At 54.0% G+C, this 19,013-nt stretch carries 15 protein-coding genes; 13 read left to right on the top strand and 2 right to left on the bottom strand.

The window, feature by feature from the left end; all coding sequences use genetic code 11:
- Nucleotides 1–108 precede the first annotated feature (108 nt).
- Together rplJ and rplL are read left to right on the top strand one after the other, a co-directional pair.
- On the top strand, nucleotides 109–624 hold the full coding sequence (gene rplJ, locus ABJL60_RS00255) for a 50S ribosomal protein L10 (RefSeq protein WP_108829470.1): 516 nt from the start codon (nucleotides 109–111) through the stop codon (nucleotides 622–624).
- 71 nt (nucleotides 625–695) lie between these two features.
- Entirely contained in the window at nucleotides 696–1,067 is a 372-nt protein-coding gene (gene rplL / locus ABJL60_RS00250; RefSeq protein WP_348285759.1) for a 50S ribosomal protein L7/L12, read from the top strand.
- A gap of 122 nt (nucleotides 1,068–1,189) precedes the next feature.
- Here the strand turns inward: rplL and ABJL60_RS00245 are convergent, their stop codons facing one another.
- On the bottom strand, nucleotides 1,190–2,272 hold the full coding sequence (locus ABJL60_RS00245; RefSeq protein ID WP_348285758.1) for a hypothetical protein: 1,083 nt from the start codon (nucleotides 2,270–2,272) through the stop codon (nucleotides 1,190–1,192).
- Nucleotides 2,273–2,753: 481 nt separating this feature from the next.
- Between ABJL60_RS00245 and rpoB the strand changes: the two genes are divergently transcribed.
- The 6 genes from rpoB (at nucleotide 2,754) to ABJL60_RS00215 (ending at nucleotide 14,585) form a co-directional block, all read left to right on the top strand.
- On the top strand, nucleotides 2,754–6,890 hold the full coding sequence (gene rpoB, locus ABJL60_RS00240) for a DNA-directed RNA polymerase subunit beta (protein WP_348285757.1): 4,137 nt from the start codon (nucleotides 2,754–2,756) through the stop codon (nucleotides 6,888–6,890).
- A gap of 277 nt (nucleotides 6,891–7,167) precedes the next feature.
- The gene (rpoC, locus tag ABJL60_RS00235; RefSeq protein WP_348285756.1) at nucleotides 7,168–11,415 is read left to right on the top strand and encodes a DNA-directed RNA polymerase subunit beta'; all 4,248 of its coding nucleotides are present in this window, start codon (nucleotides 7,168–7,170) and stop codon (nucleotides 11,413–11,415) included.
- Between the two features lie 111 nt (nucleotides 11,416–11,526).
- Nucleotides 11,527–12,345: a nucleotidyltransferase domain-containing protein gene (locus tag ABJL60_RS00230; RefSeq protein WP_348376066.1), complete on the top strand. Its 819-nt coding sequence runs from the start codon at nucleotides 11,527–11,529 to the stop codon at nucleotides 12,343–12,345.
- A 142-nt stretch (nucleotides 12,346–12,487) separates the two neighbouring features.
- Entirely contained in the window at nucleotides 12,488–12,796 is a 309-nt protein-coding gene (locus ABJL60_RS00225) for a hypothetical protein (protein WP_348285754.1), read from the top strand.
- A 106-nt stretch (nucleotides 12,797–12,902) separates the two neighbouring features.
- Nucleotides 12,903–13,718, top strand: coding sequence for a glycosyltransferase (locus tag ABJL60_RS00220; protein ID WP_348376065.1), 816 nt, complete (start codon nucleotides 12,903–12,905; stop codon nucleotides 13,716–13,718).
- A complete protein-coding gene (locus ABJL60_RS00215; protein ID WP_348285752.1) occupies nucleotides 13,719–14,585 on the top strand; it encodes a DMT family transporter in 867 nt (288 codons plus the stop codon).
- Here the strand turns inward: ABJL60_RS00215 and ABJL60_RS00210 are convergent.
- Nucleotides 14,574–15,383, bottom strand: a complete 810-nt coding sequence (locus ABJL60_RS00210) for a putative rhamnosyl transferase (RefSeq protein ID WP_348376064.1) — start codon at nucleotides 15,381–15,383, stop codon at nucleotides 14,574–14,576. The two genes, ABJL60_RS00215 and ABJL60_RS00210, sit on opposite strands and share 12 nt — an antisense overlap.
- Before the next feature lie 291 nt (nucleotides 15,384–15,674).
- On the opposite strand from ABJL60_RS00210, the gene ABJL60_RS00205 reads away from it, so the two are divergent.
- The 5 genes from ABJL60_RS00205 to ABJL60_RS00185 all read left to right on the top strand — a co-directional run.
- Nucleotides 15,675–15,845 carry a hypothetical protein gene (locus ABJL60_RS00205; RefSeq protein WP_348285775.1) on the top strand — a complete coding sequence of 57 codons (171 nt, stop codon included), beginning with the start codon at nucleotides 15,675–15,677 and terminating at the stop codon, nucleotides 15,843–15,845.
- Entirely contained in the window at nucleotides 15,796–16,167 is a 372-nt protein-coding gene (gene rpsL / locus ABJL60_RS00200; protein WP_108829462.1) for a 30S ribosomal protein S12, read from the top strand. The genes ABJL60_RS00205 and rpsL overlap by 50 nt, the downstream gene beginning before the upstream one ends.
- Before the next feature lie 12 nt (nucleotides 16,168–16,179).
- A complete protein-coding gene (rpsG, locus tag ABJL60_RS00195; protein ID WP_108829461.1) occupies nucleotides 16,180–16,650 on the top strand; it encodes a 30S ribosomal protein S7 in 471 nt (156 codons plus the stop codon).
- Between the two features lie 15 nt (nucleotides 16,651–16,665).
- Nucleotides 16,666–18,786, top strand: coding sequence for an elongation factor G (gene fusA / locus ABJL60_RS00190; RefSeq protein ID WP_108829460.1), 2,121 nt, complete (start codon nucleotides 16,666–16,668; stop codon nucleotides 18,784–18,786).
- A gap of 90 nt (nucleotides 18,787–18,876) precedes the next feature.
- Nucleotides 18,877–19,013, top strand: a 137-nt coding sequence (locus ABJL60_RS00185; protein WP_348285774.1) for a GTP-binding protein, incomplete at its 3' end; no start/stop codon positions are given.

Here is a 19,013-nt window from a genome sequence, read left to right as displayed (position 1 = left end):
GGGCGGACCCCGTAAGGACCCGACTGTCAGGGTATCTTACCAGATACTCTGGCTGAACTGAGCCGGGGATACCAAATAATTTGGGGCCCCAAAAATTGGAGTAAAACTGTGGATAGAGCACAAAAAGAACAGTTGGTCGACGAACTCGGCCAAATCTTTGAAAGCTCTGGCGTTGTTGTGGTAGCACATTACGCCGGTCTGACAGTTGCTAACATGCAGGATCTGCGGGCGCGTGCCGCCGAAGCCGGTTCTGCTGTTCGTGTTGCCAAAAACAGGCTCGCCAAGATCGCCCTGGACGGTAAGTCATGCGAAAGCATTTCCGAATACCTGACGGGCATGACCGTTCTGACCTATTCCGAGGATCCTGTGGCTGCGGCCAAGGTTGCCGAGGACTTCGCCAAAGAGCACGACAAGTTCGTGATCTTGGGCGGTGCTATGGGCGAGAACGCGTTGGACCGGGCCGGTGTTACAGCTGTTTCCAAAATGCCAAGCCGCGACGAACTTATCGCGACTATCGCTGGCATGCTGGGCGCACCTGCAAGCAACATCGCTGGGGCCATTGGCGCACCTGCAAGCAACATTGCATCCATCTTGTCCACTGTTGAGGACAAGGCGGCTGCGTAAGCAAACGTCATATCGGCGTGTGGAATATTGCACACGTTGGAACACACATATCGTAACGGAAAGAGCTTAACATGGCTGATCTGAAGAAAATGGCAGAAGACATTGTCGGTTTGACACTGTTGGAAGCACAAGAACTGAAAACAATCCTCAAAGACGAGTACGGCATCGAGCCTGCAGCCGGTGGCGCAGTCATGATGGCGGGCCCAGCAGACGGCGGTGCCGCTGAAGAGGAAAAAACTGAATTCGACGTCGTTCTGAAAAACGCCGGCGCATCCAAAATCAACGTCATCAAAGAAGTTCGCGGCATCACAGGTCTTGGCCTGAAAGAAGCCAAAGACTTGGTTGAAGCTGGCGGCAAAATCAAAGAAGGCGTCGACAAAGCGGAAGCCGAAGACGTCAAAGCCAAGCTGGAAGCAGCTGGCGCGGAAGTCGAACTGGCCTAAGCCTTTTCGAATTTTGCACTACGGAAACGGCGGTCCTGATGGGGCCGCCGTTTTTGTGTTTGGTATTCGGAAGAGATTTGTTTGATTTCTGAAGTATCAATCCCAAAAGTTATCGGGGTGCGCTAATTACCAAGAATATCGATCAATGAGCCAATTCTTATTTGAAGAGAAGGTTCATGCCGCTTGGACAAATGACTGATCGTGTACTTATCCAGTTTTTGGTAGTCTTTCGAACTAAGAACATAATCAAGCGCAGCTAAGACAACATTGGCAGATTTGTCTAAAAGAGCGCTTTTGATGATTTTGGAACGCTGCGGGGTCAGGTCAAACGGCGGTGCTTCCACCCCATATTCATCTAACGATGGTGGAGCGCTTGAAAATATTGCACGACACGCAAGCAGTCGTCGGTAGGCGCATGTGGATTTTGTTGCAACGTCTGGGAGTATTTCTACGAAAGTTCCGGTCTTGATCACGGCCTTAAGGCACTCATTTTTTGAAATATCCGACTCACCGTATATAAAACTTCTAAGCAATGCCTCTTTGACGCCGGGGTATTCAATAAGAGACTGAATAGCACTTAATTCAGGCCGTGAGATACGACTGAAACGCCTGTTTTCTAGAAGGAGGTTCATGATGCCTGCAATGTCGTATGCTAAACCGCCATTGGGACCACCATTGTTTTGTATCAAGCGCAAGATACACCTAATGGCTTCGAAGCGTACCTCAGGAACCCAATCGTTCAGGCGGATCACTGCGATTGCTAGCCCAATTGTTGGGCCCAATCCATCTAGGCATGATAGTCCACGGGCTCTGGCATAGCCGCAGCGCGAGGTTGAAAAAGCGAGCGCAGCCATACTGTCTGCCGCACAAACATGGGCGACTTGCGCTTCTGAAAAGTCAAACTGGGTTTCCTTTGCAACGGTGTCGACAAGCAAACCCAGTTTGCGTTCGACCGTAGAAACGTACGCAAGGTTTTCGCGCCCAAGGGCAATTCCTACGCTGTTGCGTCCGTCAACTAATTTGGCCTTTGTCTGGCGCCGTATTGCTGAAAGAAGATCGTCTAGCAGAATTTTCCATAAGGAAGTTTGGGGATTCTTGACCGCATTTTTGAACAATACAGATAAATGCGTCTTGATTAAATCTAGGGGGTTCTTCTTGTCGTCAAGGAATTCAAATAATGAATCTCCATACTCATGGGTTAACAACTTTAAAACCTCCGCTACCGCGATCCTAATAGTCCAGCACAGAAGATGTAAATCTGCAATGCTCTGATCTTTTTTGCCTGAACCATTTTATGCCAAATGCGCAAGTGTTAGAATGCCAGCCAACGGTAAGGCTACTGCCCTAACATGACCCACACCCCTTGCGTTCGCAGCATTAACCTCCTATTTGGACCTTTCACGCGGGTTCGATTGATTCGAGACCCGTTTTTTCTGTCGTGCATCGTAGGAGCCGTAATTACCTCTTTTTGACCCAAAATGTCACGAAGGGAACGGCAAAGCGTTGTGCAACACCTGTCTTGGTAAGGGCCTGAAAGCAGGCAATTTCCAAGGCAGGGATCGGTCGGGAGCCACGCATTGGGACGTGTGGCAAGAATAGGCCGGTTCCATCGCTGTCTCAGGGGTAGCCACCGTGGCCCGACGGTGACTGTCTCACGTGAGAAAAACTGAAAGGTGACCTCGTCTTATGGCACAATCGTTCCTTGGTCAGAAACGTCTTCGTAAATATTATGGCAAAATCCGTGAAGTTCTGGAAATGCCGAACCTCATTGAGGTGCAGAAATCATCCTATGATCTCTTCCTAAGATCCGGTGAGGCCGATGTGCCCACGGAAGGCGAAGGCATCAATGGCGTCTTTCAGTCGGTATTTCCGATCAAAGACTTCAACGAAACATCCGTTCTGGAATACGTGAAGTACGAGCTGGAAAAGCCCAAGTACGACGTGGAAGAATGTCAGCAACGCGACATGACGTATAGCGCACCTTTGAAGGTCACGCTGCGTTTGATCGTGTTTGATGTCGACGAAGACACAGGCGCAAAATCCGTCAAGGACATCAAAGAACAAGACGTGTTCATGGGCGATATGCCTTTGATGACGCCAAACGGCACGTTCATCGTGAACGGCACCGAGCGCGTGATCGTCAGCCAAATGCACCGCTCGCCCGGTGTGTTCTTTGACCACGACAAAGGCAAAACCCACTCCTCGGGCAAACTGTTGTTTGCCTGCCGCATCATCCCATACCGCGGCTCTTGGTTGGACTTTGAATTTGACGCCAAAGACATCGTGTTCTGCCGCATCGACCGTCGCCGCAAGCTGCCGGTAACGACGTTGCTTTACGCCCTTGGTCTCGACCAAGAAGCGATGATGGACGCCTATTACAACACCGTTCAATACACATACCAGAAGGCAAAAGGCTGGGTCGCCCCGTTCTTCCCGGACCGTGTACGCGGCACACGCCCAACCTATGATCTGGTTGACGCAGCCACCGGTGAAATCATCGCCGAAGCCGGGAAAAAGGTCACGCCACGTGCGGTCAAGAAACTGATCGACGAAGGCAAAGTCACCGAACTGTTAGTTCCGTTTGATCACATCCAAGGCAAGTTTGTCGCCAAGGACATCATCAACGAAGAAACCGGTGCGATTTACGTCGAAGCCGGTGACGAGTTGACGCTGGAATACGACAAAGATGGCGATCTGATCGGCGGTACAGCGAAAGAGCTGATCGACGCAGGCATCAACGACATTCCGGTTCTGGACATCGACAACGTCAACGTCGGTCCGTACATGCGCAACACGCTGGCGCAAGATAAGAACATGAACCGCGAAACCGCGTTGATGGACATCTACCGCGTGATGCGCCCGGGCGAGCCACCCACCGTGGACGCCGCGTCCAACCTGTTTGACACATTGTTCTTTGACGGCGAGCGCTACGATCTTTCCGCGGTTGGCCGTGTGAAAATGAACATGCGCCTGGCGCTGGACAAAGAAGACACGCAGCGCACGCTGGACCGCGAAGATATCGTCAAGTGCATCAAAGCACTGGTCGAACTGCGCGACGGCAAAGGCGACGTGGATGACATCGACCACTTGGGCAACCGTCGTGTGCGCTCTGTTGGTGAGTTGATGGAAAACCAGTACCGCGTTGGCTTGCTGCGCATGGAACGCGCGATCAAAGAACGTATGTCCAGCGTCGAAATCGACACGGTCATGCCACAAGATTTGATCAACGCGAAACCAGCGGCGGCTGCCGTGCGTGAATTCTTCGGCTCTAGCCAGCTGTCGCAGTTCATGGACCAAACGAACCCGCTGTCCGAAGTCACACACAAACGCCGCTTGTCTGCGCTTGGGCCAGGTGGTCTGACGCGTGAACGTGCCGGTTTTGAAGTGCGCGACGTGCACGCGACCCACTATGGTCGTATGTGTCCGATTGAAACGCCGGAAGGGCCAAACATTGGTCTGATCAACTCGCTGGCCACTTATGCCCGCGTGAACAAATACGGTTTCATCGAAACGCCATATCGCCGCGTTGAAGGCGGGGTTGTGACGGATGATGTGCAATACATGTCCGCCACAGAAGAACAGCGTCACACAGTGGCGCAGGCCAACGCGTCCATCGACGACAGCGGAAAGTTCACCAATGAATTCGTGAACACACGCCAAGCCGGTGAATACACGCTGGCGTCTTCGGAAGCCGTTGACCTGATCGACGTGTCGCCCAAGCAGTTGGTATCGGTTGCGGCATCCTTGATCCCGTTCCTTGAAAACGACGATGCGAACAGGGCCTTGATGGGCTCGAACATGCAACGTCAGGCGGTTCCATTGCTGCAAGCAACGGCACCTCTGGTCGGCACAGGCATCGAAGAAGTTGTGGCACGAGATTCCGGTGCGGCTTACATGGCGAAACGTGGCGGTATCATCGACCAAGTCGACGCAACACGGATCGTTGTACGCGCCACGGAAGATCTGGAATTGGGCGACGCAGGCGTAGACATCTACCGTATGCGTAAATTCCAGCGCTCCAACCAAAACACCTGCATCAACCAGCGTCCCCTGGTGAAAGTCGGCGAACGCGTGACCAAAGGTCAGGTGATTGCGGATGGTCCATCCACGGACATGGGTGAATTGGCCCTGGGTAAAAACGTGGTTGTCGCGTTTATGCCGTGGAACGGCTACAACTACGAAGACTCCATCCTGATCTCCGAGCGCGTTTCGCGTGACGACGTCTTCACTTCGATCCACATCGAAGAATTTGAAGTGGCGGCACGTGACACGAAATTGGGCCCAGAGGAAATCACCCGCGACATTCCAAACGTCGGTGAAGAAGCGCTGCGCAACCTCGACGAGGCGGGCATCGTGTACATCGGCGCGGATGTTGAACCGGGTGACATTCTGGTCGGCAAGATCACACCAAAAGGCGAAAGCCCGATGACACCGGAAGAAAAGCTTCTGCGCGCCATCTTTGGTGAAAAAGCGTCCGACGTGCGGGATACATCCTTGCGTGTGAAACCGGGTGATTTCGGCACAGTTGTCGAAGTGCGCGTGTTCAACCGCCACGGTGTGGAAAAAGACGAACGCGCCTTGCAGATCGAACGGGAAGAGGTCGAACGCCTGGCGCGGGACCGCGACGACGAACTGACCATTCTGGACCGCAACATCTACGCGCGTTTGCGTGATCTGATGATGGGCAACGAGATTGCGAAAGGGCCGAAAGGCGTCCGCGCAGGGGCTGTTGTCGATGAAGAGTTGTTGGAAACCTTCCCACGTTCCGCATGGTGGCAGATTGCTCTGAAAGACGAAGACGCAGCGCAAATCGTTGAAGCTTTGAACGAGCAGTATGAAGTGCAGAAACGCACTTTGGATGCCCGCTTTGAAGACAAGGTCGAAAAAGTGCGCCGCGGCGACGATCTGCCTCCGGGTGTGATGAAAATGGTCAAAGTGTTCGTGGCGGTGAAGCGCAAGCTGCAACCGGGCGACAAAATGGCTGGCCGTCACGGCAACAAAGGTGTTATTTCCAAGGTTGTTCCCATGGAAGACATGCCGTTCTTGGCTGATGGTACTCCGGTCGATTTCTGTCTGAACCCGCTTGGTGTTCCGTCACGTATGAACGTCGGTCAGATTCTCGAGACGCACATGGGTTGGGCCGCGCGCGGTCTGGGCTTGAACGTCGACGAGGCGCTGCAGGAATACAAACGCTCCGGCGATTTGACGCCTGTACGTGAAGCGATGCAGATTGCTTATGGCGATGATGTTTACGCTGAAGGCCTCGCTGGCATGGACGAGGAAGCCCTTGTCGACGCAGCCAGCAACGTGACCACAGGTGTGCCAATCGCAACGCCCGTCTTTGACGGTGCGAAAGAGGCGGACGTGAACAACGCCCTGTCTCGTGCGGGCTTTGACACATCAGGTCAATCGGTGCTGTTCGATGGTCGTACGGGTGAGCAATTCAGCCGTAAGGTCACCGTGGGCGTGAAATACCTGCTGAAACTGCACCACCTTGTGGACGACAAAATCCACGCGCGCTCCACCGGTCCATACTCGCTGGTCACCCAGCAACCATTGGGCGGTAAAGCGCAATTTGGTGGTCAGCGCTTTGGGGAAATGGAAGTCTGGGCGCTTGAAGCCTATGGCGCCGCCTACACCCTGCAGGAAATGCTGACCGTGAAATCGGATGACGTGGCTGGACGGACGAAAGTCTACGAAAGCATCGTCAAAGGCGAGGACAACTTCGAAGCTGGCGTGCCAGAATCGTTTAACGTTCTGGTCAAAGAAGTCCGTGGCCTCGGCCTGAACATGGAACTCCTGGATGCGGAGGAAGATGAGTGAGGGCAAAGAAGATGTTTATCTTCATATTTTTCCTCATAACGTCTCTGGCAGCGTGCAGCTGGTTCTTTGTCGGAGAGTACAATGAAATTGGAACGGATCGCCGTATCACAGCGGCGGACTGCTCCAGTCAAGCCTGTGTCAGCAACAGGGTTTGTACTCAGATCGAGAAACCACGTCGCCGCGACCTAAGAGACGTAGAAACTGGCGAGATGATCGAACTCAGACGTTTTCGCCGCTCCAAATTCTACGAATGCATTGAGCCTGGAAAGGACATCCAATGAACCAAGAACTGACAAACAACCCGTTTAACCCGCTCACACCCCCAAAGGTGTTTGACGAAATCAAAGTGTCGCTGGCCTCGCCAGAGCGCATTCTGTCGTGGTCTTTCGGTGAAATCAAAAAGCCGGAAACCATCAACTACCGGACGTTCAAGCCCGAGCGTGATGGCCTGTTCTGCGCGCGTATCTTTGGTCCGATCAAAGACTACGAATGCCTGTGCGGCAAATACAAACGCATGAAATACCGTGGCGTTGTCTGCGAAAAATGCGGTGTAGAAGTCACTCTGCAAAAAGTACGTCGCGAACGTATGGGCCACATCGAATTAGCCGCACCCGTCGCGCACATCTGGTTCCTGAAATCGCTGCCATCCCGCATTGGCCTGATGCTGGACATGACGCTGCGCGATCTGGAACGTGTTTTGTACTTTGAAAACTACGTTGTGATCGAACCCGGTCTGACGGAACTTTCCTACGGTCAGATGATGTCCGAAGAAGAGTACATGGACGCCCAAGACGCCTACGGCATGGACGCGTTCACCGCCAACATCGGCGCCGAAGCGATCCGCGAAATGCTGGCCGCGATTGATCTTGAGGCCGAAGCCGACCAGCTGCGTGCGGACCTCGCAGAAGCCACAGGCGAATTGAAGCCCAAGAAGATCATTAAACGTCTGAAAGTCGTGGAATCCTTCCTCGAATCCGGCAACCGCCCAGAGTGGATGGTTCTGACTGTGATCCCAGTGATCCCGCCAGAACTGCGCCCGCTGGTGCCGCTTGATGGTGGCCGTTTTGCGACGTCCGACCTCAACGATCTGTATCGTCGTGTGATCAACCGGAACAACCGTCTGAAACGCCTGATCGAATTGCGCGCACCCGACATCATCGTACGTAACGAAAAGCGTATGTTGCAGGAATCCGTGGATGCGTTGTTTGACAACGGCCGTCGTGGTCGTGTGATTACGGGTGCCAACAAGCGTCCGTTGAAATCGCTGTCCGACATGCTGAAAGGCAAGCAAGGCCGCTTCCGTCAAAACCTTTTGGGCAAACGCGTCGACTTCTCCGGTCGTTCGGTCATTGTGACTGGCCCTGAGCTGAAATTGCATCAATGTGGTCTTCCCAAGAAGATGGCATTGGAGCTGTTCAAGCCGTTTATCTACTCGCGTCTTGAAGCCAAAGGTCTGTCTTCCACAGTGAAGCAAGCCAAAAAACTGGTGGAAAAAGAGCGTCCTGAAGTCTGGGATATCCTCGACGAGGTTATCCGCGAACACCCTGTCATGCTGAACCGTGCGCCGACCTTGCACCGTCTTGGCATTCAGGCGTTCGAACCTGTTCTGATCGAAGGTAAAGCCATCCAGCTGCACCCGCTGGTGTGTTCCGCCTTTAACGCGGACTTCGACGGGGACCAAATGGCGGTCCACGTGCCGCTGTCTTTGGAAGCGCAGCTTGAAGCACGCGTTTTGATGATGTCCACGAACAACGTCCTGTCGCCTGCAAACGGTGCGCCGATTATTGTTCCCTCACAGGATATGATCTTGGGTCTGTATTACACGACCTTGGAGCGTGCGGGCATGCAGGGCGAAGGCATGGTCTTTGGGTCCATCGAAGAAGTGCAACACGCGCTTGATTCAGGTGCCGTTCACCTTCACGCCAAAGTCACTGCGCGGATTCCGCAAATTGACGAACATGGCAACGAAGTGATGCAACGCTTTGAAACGACACCGGGACGTGTACGTCTTGGCGCACTTTTGCCGCTGAACGCCAAAGCGCCGTTTGAACTGGTGAACCGCCTTCTGCGTAAGAAGGAAGTGCAGCAGGTCATCGATACGGTCTACCGTTACTGTGGTCAAAAAGAGTCGGTCATTTTCTGTGACCACATCATGACCATGGGCTTCCGTGAAGCGTTCAAAGCGGGCATCTCGTTTGGTAAAGACGACATGTTGATCCCTGACACCAAATGGCCGCTGGTTGAAGAAACCCGCGATCAGGTGAAGGACTTTGAACAGCAGTACATGGACGGTCTGATCACGCAGGGTGAAAAGTACAACAAAGTGGTCGATGCCTGGTCGAAGTGTAACGACAAAGTCACCGACGCGATGATGGGCTCGATCTCTGCGGAACGCACGGACGAGGCGGGCGCTGAAATGGAGCCGAACTCGGTTTACATGATGGCTCACTCCGGTGCGCGTGGCTCGGTCACTCAGATGAAACAGTTGGGCGGGATGCGTGGTCTGATGGCCAAGCCGAACGGCGACATCATCGAAACACCGATCATCTCGAACTTTAAAGAAGGTCTGACCGTTCTTGAGTACTTCAACTCGACACACGGTGCGCGGAAAGGTCTGTCTGACACGGCTCTGAAAACGGCGAACTCGGGCTACCTGACTCGTCGTTTGGTTGACGTGGCACAAGACTGCATCGTGCGCATGATCGATTGCGGAACCGAGAACTCTATCTTCGCGGTTCCAGCGATCAACGACGGTGAAGTTGTGTCATCCTTGTCCGAGCGTCTCTTGGGACGTGTTGTGGCCGAGGACATCCTGAAGCCCGGCACAGACGAAGTGCTGATTGCAGCTGGTACACTGGTTGATGAGCGCATGGCGGACTCTTTGGAAGACTTCAAAGTGGCCTCTGCGCGTATTCGCTCACCTTTGACCTGTGAGGCCGAAGAAGGCGTTTGCGCCACATGCTACGGTCGTGACCTTGCCCGTGGTACTCGCGTTAACACCGGTGAGGCCGTCGGCATCATCGCGGCACAGTCCATTGGTGAACCGGGCACACAGCTAACGATGCGGACCTTCCACATCGGCGGTGTTGCGCAGGGTGGTCAGCAATCGTTCCTCGAAAGCTCCCACGCCGGTACAGTTGTGTTCGAAAACCCACAAACCCTGACCAACGCCCAAGGCGATGTGATGGTAATGGGCCGGAATATGAAAATGGCGATCAACGACGAAAACGGCGTCGAAGTGGCCAGCCACAAACTGGGCTATGGTTCCAAATTGTTCATCACAGACGGCCAATCCATTGCGGCCGGCGACAAGATGTTCGAATGGGATCCGTACACATTGCCCATGATCGCGGAAAAATCCGGTACAGCCAAATTCGTTGACCTTGTCAGCGGGATTGCTGTGAAGGATGAAACCGACGATGCGACAGGCATGACCCAAAAGATCGTGATCGACTGGCGTTCGGCTGCCAAAGGCAACGAACTGAAACCAGAGATCATCTTGGTCGACAAAGATGGTGAGCCTGTGCGCAATGACGCAGGCAACCCCGTCACCTACCCGATGTCCGTGGACGCTGTTCTGTCCATCGAAGACGGTCAGGAAATTGTCGCTGGTGAAATCGTGGCACGTATCCCGCGTGAAGGGTCCAAAACCAAGGACATCACCGGTGGTTTGCCACGGGTTGCGGAACTCTTTGAGGCACGTCGCCCCAAAGACCACGCGATCATCGCGGAAATCGACGGCTATGTGCGCTTTGGCAAAGACTACAAAAACAAGCGTCGTATCGCGATCGAAAGCTCCGAAGATCCGGATCACAAGGTCGAGTACATGGTGCCCAAAGGTAAGCACATTCCGGTTGCGGAAGGTGACTTCATCAAGAAGGGCGACTACATCATGGACGGCAACCCCGCCCCGCACGATATTCTTGCGGTCATGGGTGTCGAAGCGCTTGCCAACTACATGATCGACGAAGTGCAGGACGTGTACCGCCTGCAGGGTGTGAAAATTAACGACAAACACATCGAAGTCATCGTGCGCCAGATGCTGCAAAAGTGGGAAATCTCCGAATCCGGCGACACCACGCTGCTCAAAGGCGAACACGTGGACAAGCAGGAGTTCTTGGCTGCCAACGCCAAGGCGGTTTCCAAGAAAGGTCGCGAAGCCAAAGGCGAACCGATCCTTCTGGGCATCACCAAAGCGTCCTTGCAAACACGTTCGTTCATCTCTGCGGCCTCCTTCCAGGAGACCACGCGCGTTCTCACAGAAGCCTCTGTGCAGGGCAAACGGGACAAACTGGTTGGCCTCAAAGAGAACGTCATCGTGGGTCGCTTGATCCCGGCCGGTACAGGTGGTGCGACACAAAAAGTGCGCAACATCGCAACCGACCGTGACAATGTGGTCATCGAAGCACGCCGTGAAGAAGCCGAAGAAGCCGCGCGTTTGGCGGCACCGGTGCCGGGTGAAGATGTGATTGGCGGCGATGTCTTTGACACCGTCATCGACACATCCGAGGAAAGCCGCGACTAAACGTTCGTTTCAAAACATTTTCAAAAGGCCCCCATGCAGCGATGCGCGGGGGCCTTTTTTGTAATGTACCCTGGTGATATGCTTATGCCGCAGCAACACAGGATTCAGAAGATGAACCATCAAAGTGTTATCGAAACGATCACCACATCGCTCAAGGATGAGCCTGAGATCAGCGGGCTGTTTTTAGGTGGCAGCTATGGCAACGGGTTGGCAGACGCCTACAGCGATATTGATTTCATCCTTGTCAGCGATACGGGTGCAACAGACGAGATTGCACAGCTTTGGCACAAAGCCATCGCACAGACCGGAGAAATTGTGTTGTGGTGGGACCGCACCACCGTGCCGGTTTTGATCAATGCCATCACAGCTGATTGGACGCGCAGCGATGTGCTGATCTTGAAGCCTGAACAACTTGGGGGCTATGCGCAGAACACCTTGAAACCGCTGTTTGACCATGCCGGATTGTTCGACACCCTCAAAGAAAGTGTGCCATCTGTCGCGCCAAACCCAAAGCGGCTAAAATACCAGTATGAAGAATTCATTCGCGTCCTCGGGCTGCTGCATCTGGCAGCAGGGCGTGAGGAATACATCAACGGTGTGCTGGGCGTTTTCCACCTGCGCAATATATTGGTCGAGCTGTTGATCACACAAACCAACGCGCCGCATCGAGGCGGTATGCTGCATTTGAACCGATTGCTAAGTGCGTCGCAAAAGGCGTTACTGACCGGCCTGCCTGCACCTTCGGTATCACGCGCAGGCATGATTGAGGCACATCTGGCCTATGCTGCGGCCTATCTGCCGCGGGCGCGCGAACAGGCCAAGGCGTCTGGGGTGGAGTGGCCAGAGCGGTTTGAGGCAGTAACCTGGGACAGATTGGAGAAAACCCTGGGGATCAAGCGCCCATACGATCCGGATGATGCACAAGCCTGAATAATTTTACATTAATTTCAATTGCTTACGAATGAAAATGCACATTTTCGCCACACTCCTTACCGGATTTTGTCACGCGGCCCCTGTCTACAGGATCTCATCAAGGCACACATAAAGCCATCACAGATCACAGGAGACAGACATGTTGGGTAAGGCATTGGCAGCGGTTTTGCTGCTTACAGGGACAGCAGCGACAGCAGACGTCGGCATCAACTTCGGGGACCGCTCTCAGGGGTATATGGCATCAATCAGCACGGCATCGGCCAGTGGATCTGATCGCTTGCTGAACCGCCCCCCTGAATCTTATCAGGGCCAATGGTTTACCACTTCAACGGGCTGTTCCTATTCACGTACGCAAGCCCCGGGCTATCCCGCCATGTGGGTGTTGATCGTCAATCCGCACCATATCAATCAGCCATCGCGCAACTTTGGCTGCGCCACGACCCTTTAAGCTATCAGGCCCCCCATCTTGAGGTGTGGGGGCCATCAACAGGCAAACAGGGGTTTTGTGCCCCGACATAAGGCGCTAGCGTGCAGACGAAAACATGCAGGTGCCGATGTCAGATCAGAAAAATATTGCCGTCAAAGGTTTGGTGCGCTTTTCCTATCCGGCGCAGGGCGGTTTTGCCTTGTCAGACAAGGGGTTGGATGTGGTGGAAGCCACACTATACGATCCCGACCGCTTGGAACGGCGGTTCACCTATTTCGAAACCTTGGCGTTGCCCAGTTTGCTTTTTCAAGATGATCAAAATTTCGAAACGGGGATACTGGTTGGTGACACCTTCCCCGATGCGGCCCGCGCCCGCCTGGATGCGCTTGTGGCGGATCATCCATCGCTGCATGTCATTACACTGCCCAGCATGAACCACATTCAGGCCGTCAAAGCGTCTTTCGATGCGTTGCCGCAGGCCGAGGATGCAACGCATGTTGCCACCTTCCGGTTGGATGATGATGATGCCATGCACAAAGGCACAGTGGGCCGTGTGCGCACATTGGCGACAGGGATTTTGCCGCTGCGCTTACATGATGATCCCTTTTGCATTGCCTTCAACCGGGGTTTTTATCTGGACACATCCGACCGGGAAACGCCGCTGCGCGAATGTTACGAACGCGCCCCGCTGGGTGTTGGCATGGCGTTGGTGACGGGCCTTGATACCGGACAGAATGTGTTCAGCCGCAACCACCGCGCCATTTCACAATTCTATGATACATTTACCGAAGTGAACCGGCCGATGTTCATCCGGTCGGTGCATGAAGACAACGATTCCGGTGCCGCCCCAACCGGTCGCGCCCGTGAATGGAAAGAAAAGCGTTTGCGACATTACCTGCGAAACGAATTCGGACTTGATTACGATACGGTCAGGGCGCTTTAGATGTCGCCAAATCTTGCTGGTGCCTTGTTGATGATGGCATCCATGGCCTGCTTCACCTTCAACGATGCCGCAACCAAGTCCATCGGCACGCAGATGCCCTTGTTTCAAATGCTGTTTTTGCGTGGGGTGTTATCAACGATCCTGATCTTGTTCCTTGCACGAACACTTGGCACCGTCCATTTCCGGATACGTCGGGACGATTGGCTGCTGATTGCACTGCGCTGTGTGGCCGAAGTTGTGACGGCGTATTTCTTCCTTAATGCGCTGTTTAACATGCAGCTTGCGAACCTGACTGCGATCTTGCAAGCGCTTCCTTTGACTGTGACTTTGGGCACTGCATTGTTTTTTGGCGAAAAAGTGGGCTGGCGCCGTATGCTTGCGATCGTGGTGGGATTCAGCGGCGTGCTATTGATTGTGCGGCCCGGCACAGACGGCTTCAACGTCTATGCCTTGTACGGTTTGGCCGCAGTGATGTGTGTGACAGTGCGCGATCTGGCCACCAAGAAATTGTCCAAAGACGTGCCGTCCATGACAGTGACCCTATGCGCCATTTTGTCGGTGATGGTCTTTTCAGGCTTTGCATCATTGGCCACGCCTTGGGTCCCTGTCACGCCACAGTTTGCAGGCCTTATTGCCTTGGCGGCCTTGTTCATTCTGGGCGGGTATTACTTTAGCGTGGCGACCATGCGCACCGGCGACGTGTCGTTCATAGCACCCTTTCGCTACACCGGGCTGATCTGGTCGCTGTTGCTGGGGTGGCTGATCTTTGGCGATTGGCCTGATGGTCTGACGATGCTGGGGGCGGGGATAGTGGTCGCCATGGGGCTGTTCACGCTGTACCGCGAACGGGCTTTGCTAAAGGGCTGAAAAGGCTGTTTTGATGGCGTTTTCGTCGATGGCAAAGCGGTCTTGGAACAGTGCACGTTGCGCGTCATCCAAAGGTTTGACACGCACGGGTTTGGCGTTGGCTTTTTGACGAGAGTCGTTGAAGTCGTTGTGTGACCGTACCCACATAGGCGTGTCCCCGTAGCTGACCACTGGCATAAAGCGCCCCATCTTCTCGTGTCCGAAGTTCATGATGCTTTGCCCGTTGCCACCCGCGACCTGAACGGCCAAGGCCGCGGTGAACATCGGGCGGTAGGTCTGTGTCGCGCTGATCCCTTGGCCCGTGAATTCAGCCGTCCAACCTTGGTGAAAATCGAACGCCACCATCTTATGTTTCGCGGTCAACGGTTTGGCATCTGTTGCGGCCTCACGTAGGCGGGTGATGAAATCCACACCGATGGCATCATCATCATCAAAGCGGAATTGCAGGCATGGCTCTGACCTGTCGTGCCGCGCGTCGTTCAGAATGTCGCGCATGCCTTGGCGGTGGGGCAGGGGGGGATGCGCCTGAACGCTCAGTTGCGGCATGTCTTCGATCAGGTCCAGAAGGCGGGTCAGATGCATGTCTGGCAAGCTGTCACCAACGACGATGATGATCTCGAAATTCGGATCGGTCTGGGCGCGAAGGCAAGGCAGTGCCACATGTTCAAACAGGGCAAACCGTTCTTGCAGGCGCTTTTCCGCGTAAAGATAGGCAATGCGATCCTCTATCGATGCATGCTCGACCTGAAAGCCGCCAAGGGCGGGATAGGAAAAGCGGCAAAGGCCGATGGCTTGCATGATGGCATTTACCTTTCCGCAACATCGCGACTTTCATACCGTCTCAGACATAGTTACAAAAACGTAGCTTGTCTATTTCAGCGGGTACTGCCGCGAACGCTGTGATTTCGGTTTTGCGTGATCCCTACCCCCGTTGACACCCCACCCGACTCCCCCTATACGCCCGCTATCCGGATCACGGCACACGCCCGAAATCCGACATCATAACTGGAGTGGTCAAGATCCGTCCTAATGCTGGGCGCATCCTCTGAAAACCCACCGCCTTGTTCACCTCGGTACGGGAACATTGCGGTGTTTTTGCTTTGTCACACGAATATGTGGCACCGCGCGAACATCAGGCTGGCCGACACGATTGAACCGCCCTTGGGCAACCAAGGGTTCCAAAAAGCGCAAAAACGGGGAAAAACCGCCTATGCCAACGATCCAACAGCTGATCCGCAAGCCGCGTCAGCCAAAGCGTAAGACTTCCAAGTCGCAGCACTTGGAGCAGTGTCCTCAAAAACGTGGCGTATGTACGCGCGTTTACACAACGACACCAAAGAAACCGAACTCCGCTATGCGTAAGGTTGCCAAAGTGCGCCTGACAAACGGCTTTGAGGTCATCTCCTACATTCCCGGTGAAAGCCACAACCTTCAGGAACACTCAGTGGTTCTGATCCGTGGCGGTCGTGTAAAAGACCTTCCCGGTGTGCGTTACCACATCCTGCGCGGTGTTCTGGATACCCAGGGCGTTAAAGACCGTAAACAACGTCGTTCGAAATACGGCGCCAAGAAGCCTAAATAAGGAGATCCGCAGATGTCACGTCGTCACGCCGCTGAAAAACGCGAGATCCTGCCAGACGCAAAGTTTGGCGACCGCGTATTGTCCAAGTTCATGAACAACCTCATGATCGATGGCAAAAAATCCACTGCCGAGCGCATCGTTTATAACGCGATGGATCGTGTAGAAGCAAAAATCAAACGGGTGCCTCTGGAAGTTTTCCACGAAGCGCTGGACAACATCAAACCATCCGTCGAAGTGCGTTCGCGCCGCGTCGGTGGTGCGACGTATCAGGTTCCCGTTGAAGTACGTCCAGAACGCCGCGAAGCATTGGCCATCCGTTGGTTGATCAAAGCGTCCCGTTCGCGCAACGAAAACACAATGGAAGAGCGCCTCGCAGGCGAGCTGATGGACGCCGTACAGTCCCGCGGTACAGCTGTGAAAAAGCGCGAAGACACCCACAAAATGGCCGAGGCAAACAAAGCCTTCAGCCACTATCGCTGGTAAGAGGAACGCAAAGCTATGGCACGCGATTATCCACTCGACCGCTACCGGAACTTCGGAATTATTGCGCATATTGATGCGGGTAAGACCACATGTTCCGAACGCATCCTGTTCTATACAGGCAAGTCCCACAACATTGGCGAAGTCCACGACGGCGCAGCAACAATGGACTGGATGGAGCAAGAGCAGGAACGGGGTATCACCATTACTTCCGCTGCGACGACGACATTCTGGGAACGCACAGAGAACGGCACAGACGCCGATTCCCTGAAGCACCGCATGAACATCATCGACACACCGGGCCACGTTGACTTCACCATTGAAGTTGAGCGTTCCTTGGCTGTTCTCGATGGGGCCGTGACCGTTTTGGACGGGAACGCCGGTGTTGAACCACAGACTGAAACGGTTTGGCGTCAGGCTGACCGCTATAAAGTTCCACGTATCGTTTTTGTCAACAAAATGGACAAAATCGGCGCGGACTTTTTCAACTGCGTTCACATGATCGAAGACCGCACAGGTGCTACGGCTATTCCGGTTGGTATTCCAATTGGTGCCGAAACCGAGCTTGAAGGCCTGATCGATCTGGTGACCATGGAAGAATGGCTGTGGCAGGGTGAAGACCTTGGTGCGTCCTGGATCAAAGCCCCCATCCGTGACGGTTTGAAAGCGCAAGCTGACGAATGGCGTGCGAAGATGGTTGAAGCGGCCGTTGAAATGGACGACGACGCCATGGAAGCCTATCTGATGGAAGGCACAGAGCCTGAAGTTCCTGAATTGCGCGCTTTGCTGCGCAAAGGCTGCCTTGAGCTGAAATTCGTTCCTGTTTTGGGCGGTTCCGCGTTCAAAAACAAAGGCGTTCAGCCACTGCTCAACGCTGTGATCGACTATCTGCCGTCCCCATTGGACGTTGTTGATTACATGGGCTTTGCACCGGGCGACGAAGAAGAAACTCGTAACATCGCACGTCGTGCGGATGACGAAATGCCCTTCTCCGGCCTCGCGTTCAAAATCATGAACGACCCGTTCATGGGCACGTTGACGTTCACACGTATCTACTCTGGCACGCTTGCCAAAGGCGACACGCTGATGAACACAACGAAGGGCAACAAGGAACGCATCGGCCGTATGGTTATGATGCACTCCAACAAGCAAGACGAAATCACCGAAGCTTACGCAGGTGACATCATTGCGCTTGCCGGTCTGAAAAACACAACAACAGGTGACACTTTGTCTGATGACAAGGCTCAGGTTGTTCTGGAAACGATGACCTTCCCTGATCCGGTGATCGAGATCGCGGTTGAGCCTAAAACCAAGGCCGACCAAGAGAAAATGTCATTGGGTCTGCAGCGTCTTGCAGCAGAAGATCCATCCTTCCGCGTGGAAACAGACGTCGAAAGTGGTCAAACAATCATGCGCGGCATGGGCGAATTGCATCTCGACATTCTGATCGACCGTCTGAAGCGTGAATTCAAAGTCGAAGCGAACATTGGTGCGCCACAAGTGGCATACCGTGAGACCATCGGCCACGAAGTTGAGCACAGCTACACGCACAAGAAACAGTCCGGTGGTTCTGGTCAGTTTGGCGAGGTCAAATTGCTGATCTCTCCAACAGAGCCCGGCGAAGGCTATTCTTTCGAATCCCGCATCGTTGGTGGTTCGGTTCCGAAAGAATACATTCCGGGTGTTGAAAAGGGCATCAACTCGGTCATGGACTCCGGTCCTTTGGCGGGCTTCCCTGTGATCGACTTCAAAGTTGAATTGCTGGACGGTAAGTTCCACGATGTTGACTCTTCGGTTCTTGCGTTCGAAATCGCTGCCCGTATGTGTATGCGTGAAGGCATGCGTAAAGCTGGCGCGAAATTGCTTGAGCCGATCATGAAGGTCGAAGTGATCACGCCTGAAGAATACACAGGTGGTATCATTGGTGACCTGACGTCTCGTCGTGGTCAGGTTCAAGGTCAAGACACGCGCGGCAATGCGATTGCCATCGACGCGCAAGTGCCTTTGGCCAACATGTTCGGTTACATCAACACCTTGCGGTCGATGTCATCGGGTCGTGCGAACTTTACCATGCAGTTCGGCCACTACGAAGCTGTTCCAAGCAACATCTCCGAAGAGATCCAAGCGAAATTCGCTTAAATCAAAAGCAGGTGCGCGTACCTATGCGCACCTTACCCAAACGCCAAGTTGCGTGCGCTGCACGCACTGAAAAATCAAAGGAGCCATCCCATGGCTAAGGAAAAGTTTGAACGCAATAAGCCGCACGTCAACATCGGCACAATCGGCCACGTTGACCACGGCAAAACGACGCTGACAGCGGCGATCACCAAGTACTTTGGTGACTTCCAAGCGTATGACCAGATTGA

Origin of the sequence: Ascidiaceihabitans sp., from assembly GCF_039986515.1 — a bacterium.
GTDB lineage: Bacteria > Pseudomonadota > Alphaproteobacteria > Rhodobacterales > Rhodobacteraceae > Ascidiaceihabitans.
This window is presented reverse-complemented; position numbering and strand designations above follow the sequence as displayed.

Excerpts from the sequence above, each read along its gene's own strand:
- rplL (WP_348285759.1), top strand. The coding sequence starts at position 696 with ATGGCTGATCTGAAGAAAATGGCAGAAGACATTGTCGGTTTGACACTG.
- rpoB (WP_348285757.1), top strand. The coding sequence starts at position 2,754 with ATGGCACAATCGTTCCTTGGTCAGAAACGTCTTCGTAAATATTATGGC.
- rpoC (WP_348285756.1), top strand. The coding sequence starts at position 7,168 with ATGAACCAAGAACTGACAAACAACCCGTTTAACCCGCTCACACCCCCA.
- ABJL60_RS00230 (WP_348376066.1), top strand. The coding sequence starts at position 11,527 with ATGAACCATCAAAGTGTTATCGAAACGATCACCACATCGCTCAAGGAT.
- ABJL60_RS00225 (WP_348285754.1), top strand. The coding sequence starts at position 12,488 with ATGTTGGGTAAGGCATTGGCAGCGGTTTTGCTGCTTACAGGGACAGCA.
- ABJL60_RS00220 (WP_348376065.1), top strand. The coding sequence starts at position 12,903 with ATGTCAGATCAGAAAAATATTGCCGTCAAAGGTTTGGTGCGCTTTTCC.
- ABJL60_RS00215 (WP_348285752.1), top strand. The coding sequence starts at position 13,719 with ATGTCGCCAAATCTTGCTGGTGCCTTGTTGATGATGGCATCCATGGCC.
- ABJL60_RS00210 (WP_348376064.1), bottom strand. The coding sequence starts at position 15,383 with ATGCAAGCCATCGGCCTTTGCCGCTTTTCCTATCCCGCCCTTGGCGGC.
- rpsL (WP_108829462.1), top strand. The coding sequence starts at position 15,796 with ATGCCAACGATCCAACAGCTGATCCGCAAGCCGCGTCAGCCAAAGCGT.
- rpsG (WP_108829461.1), top strand. The coding sequence starts at position 16,180 with ATGTCACGTCGTCACGCCGCTGAAAAACGCGAGATCCTGCCAGACGCA.
- fusA (WP_108829460.1), top strand. The coding sequence starts at position 16,666 with ATGGCACGCGATTATCCACTCGACCGCTACCGGAACTTCGGAATTATT.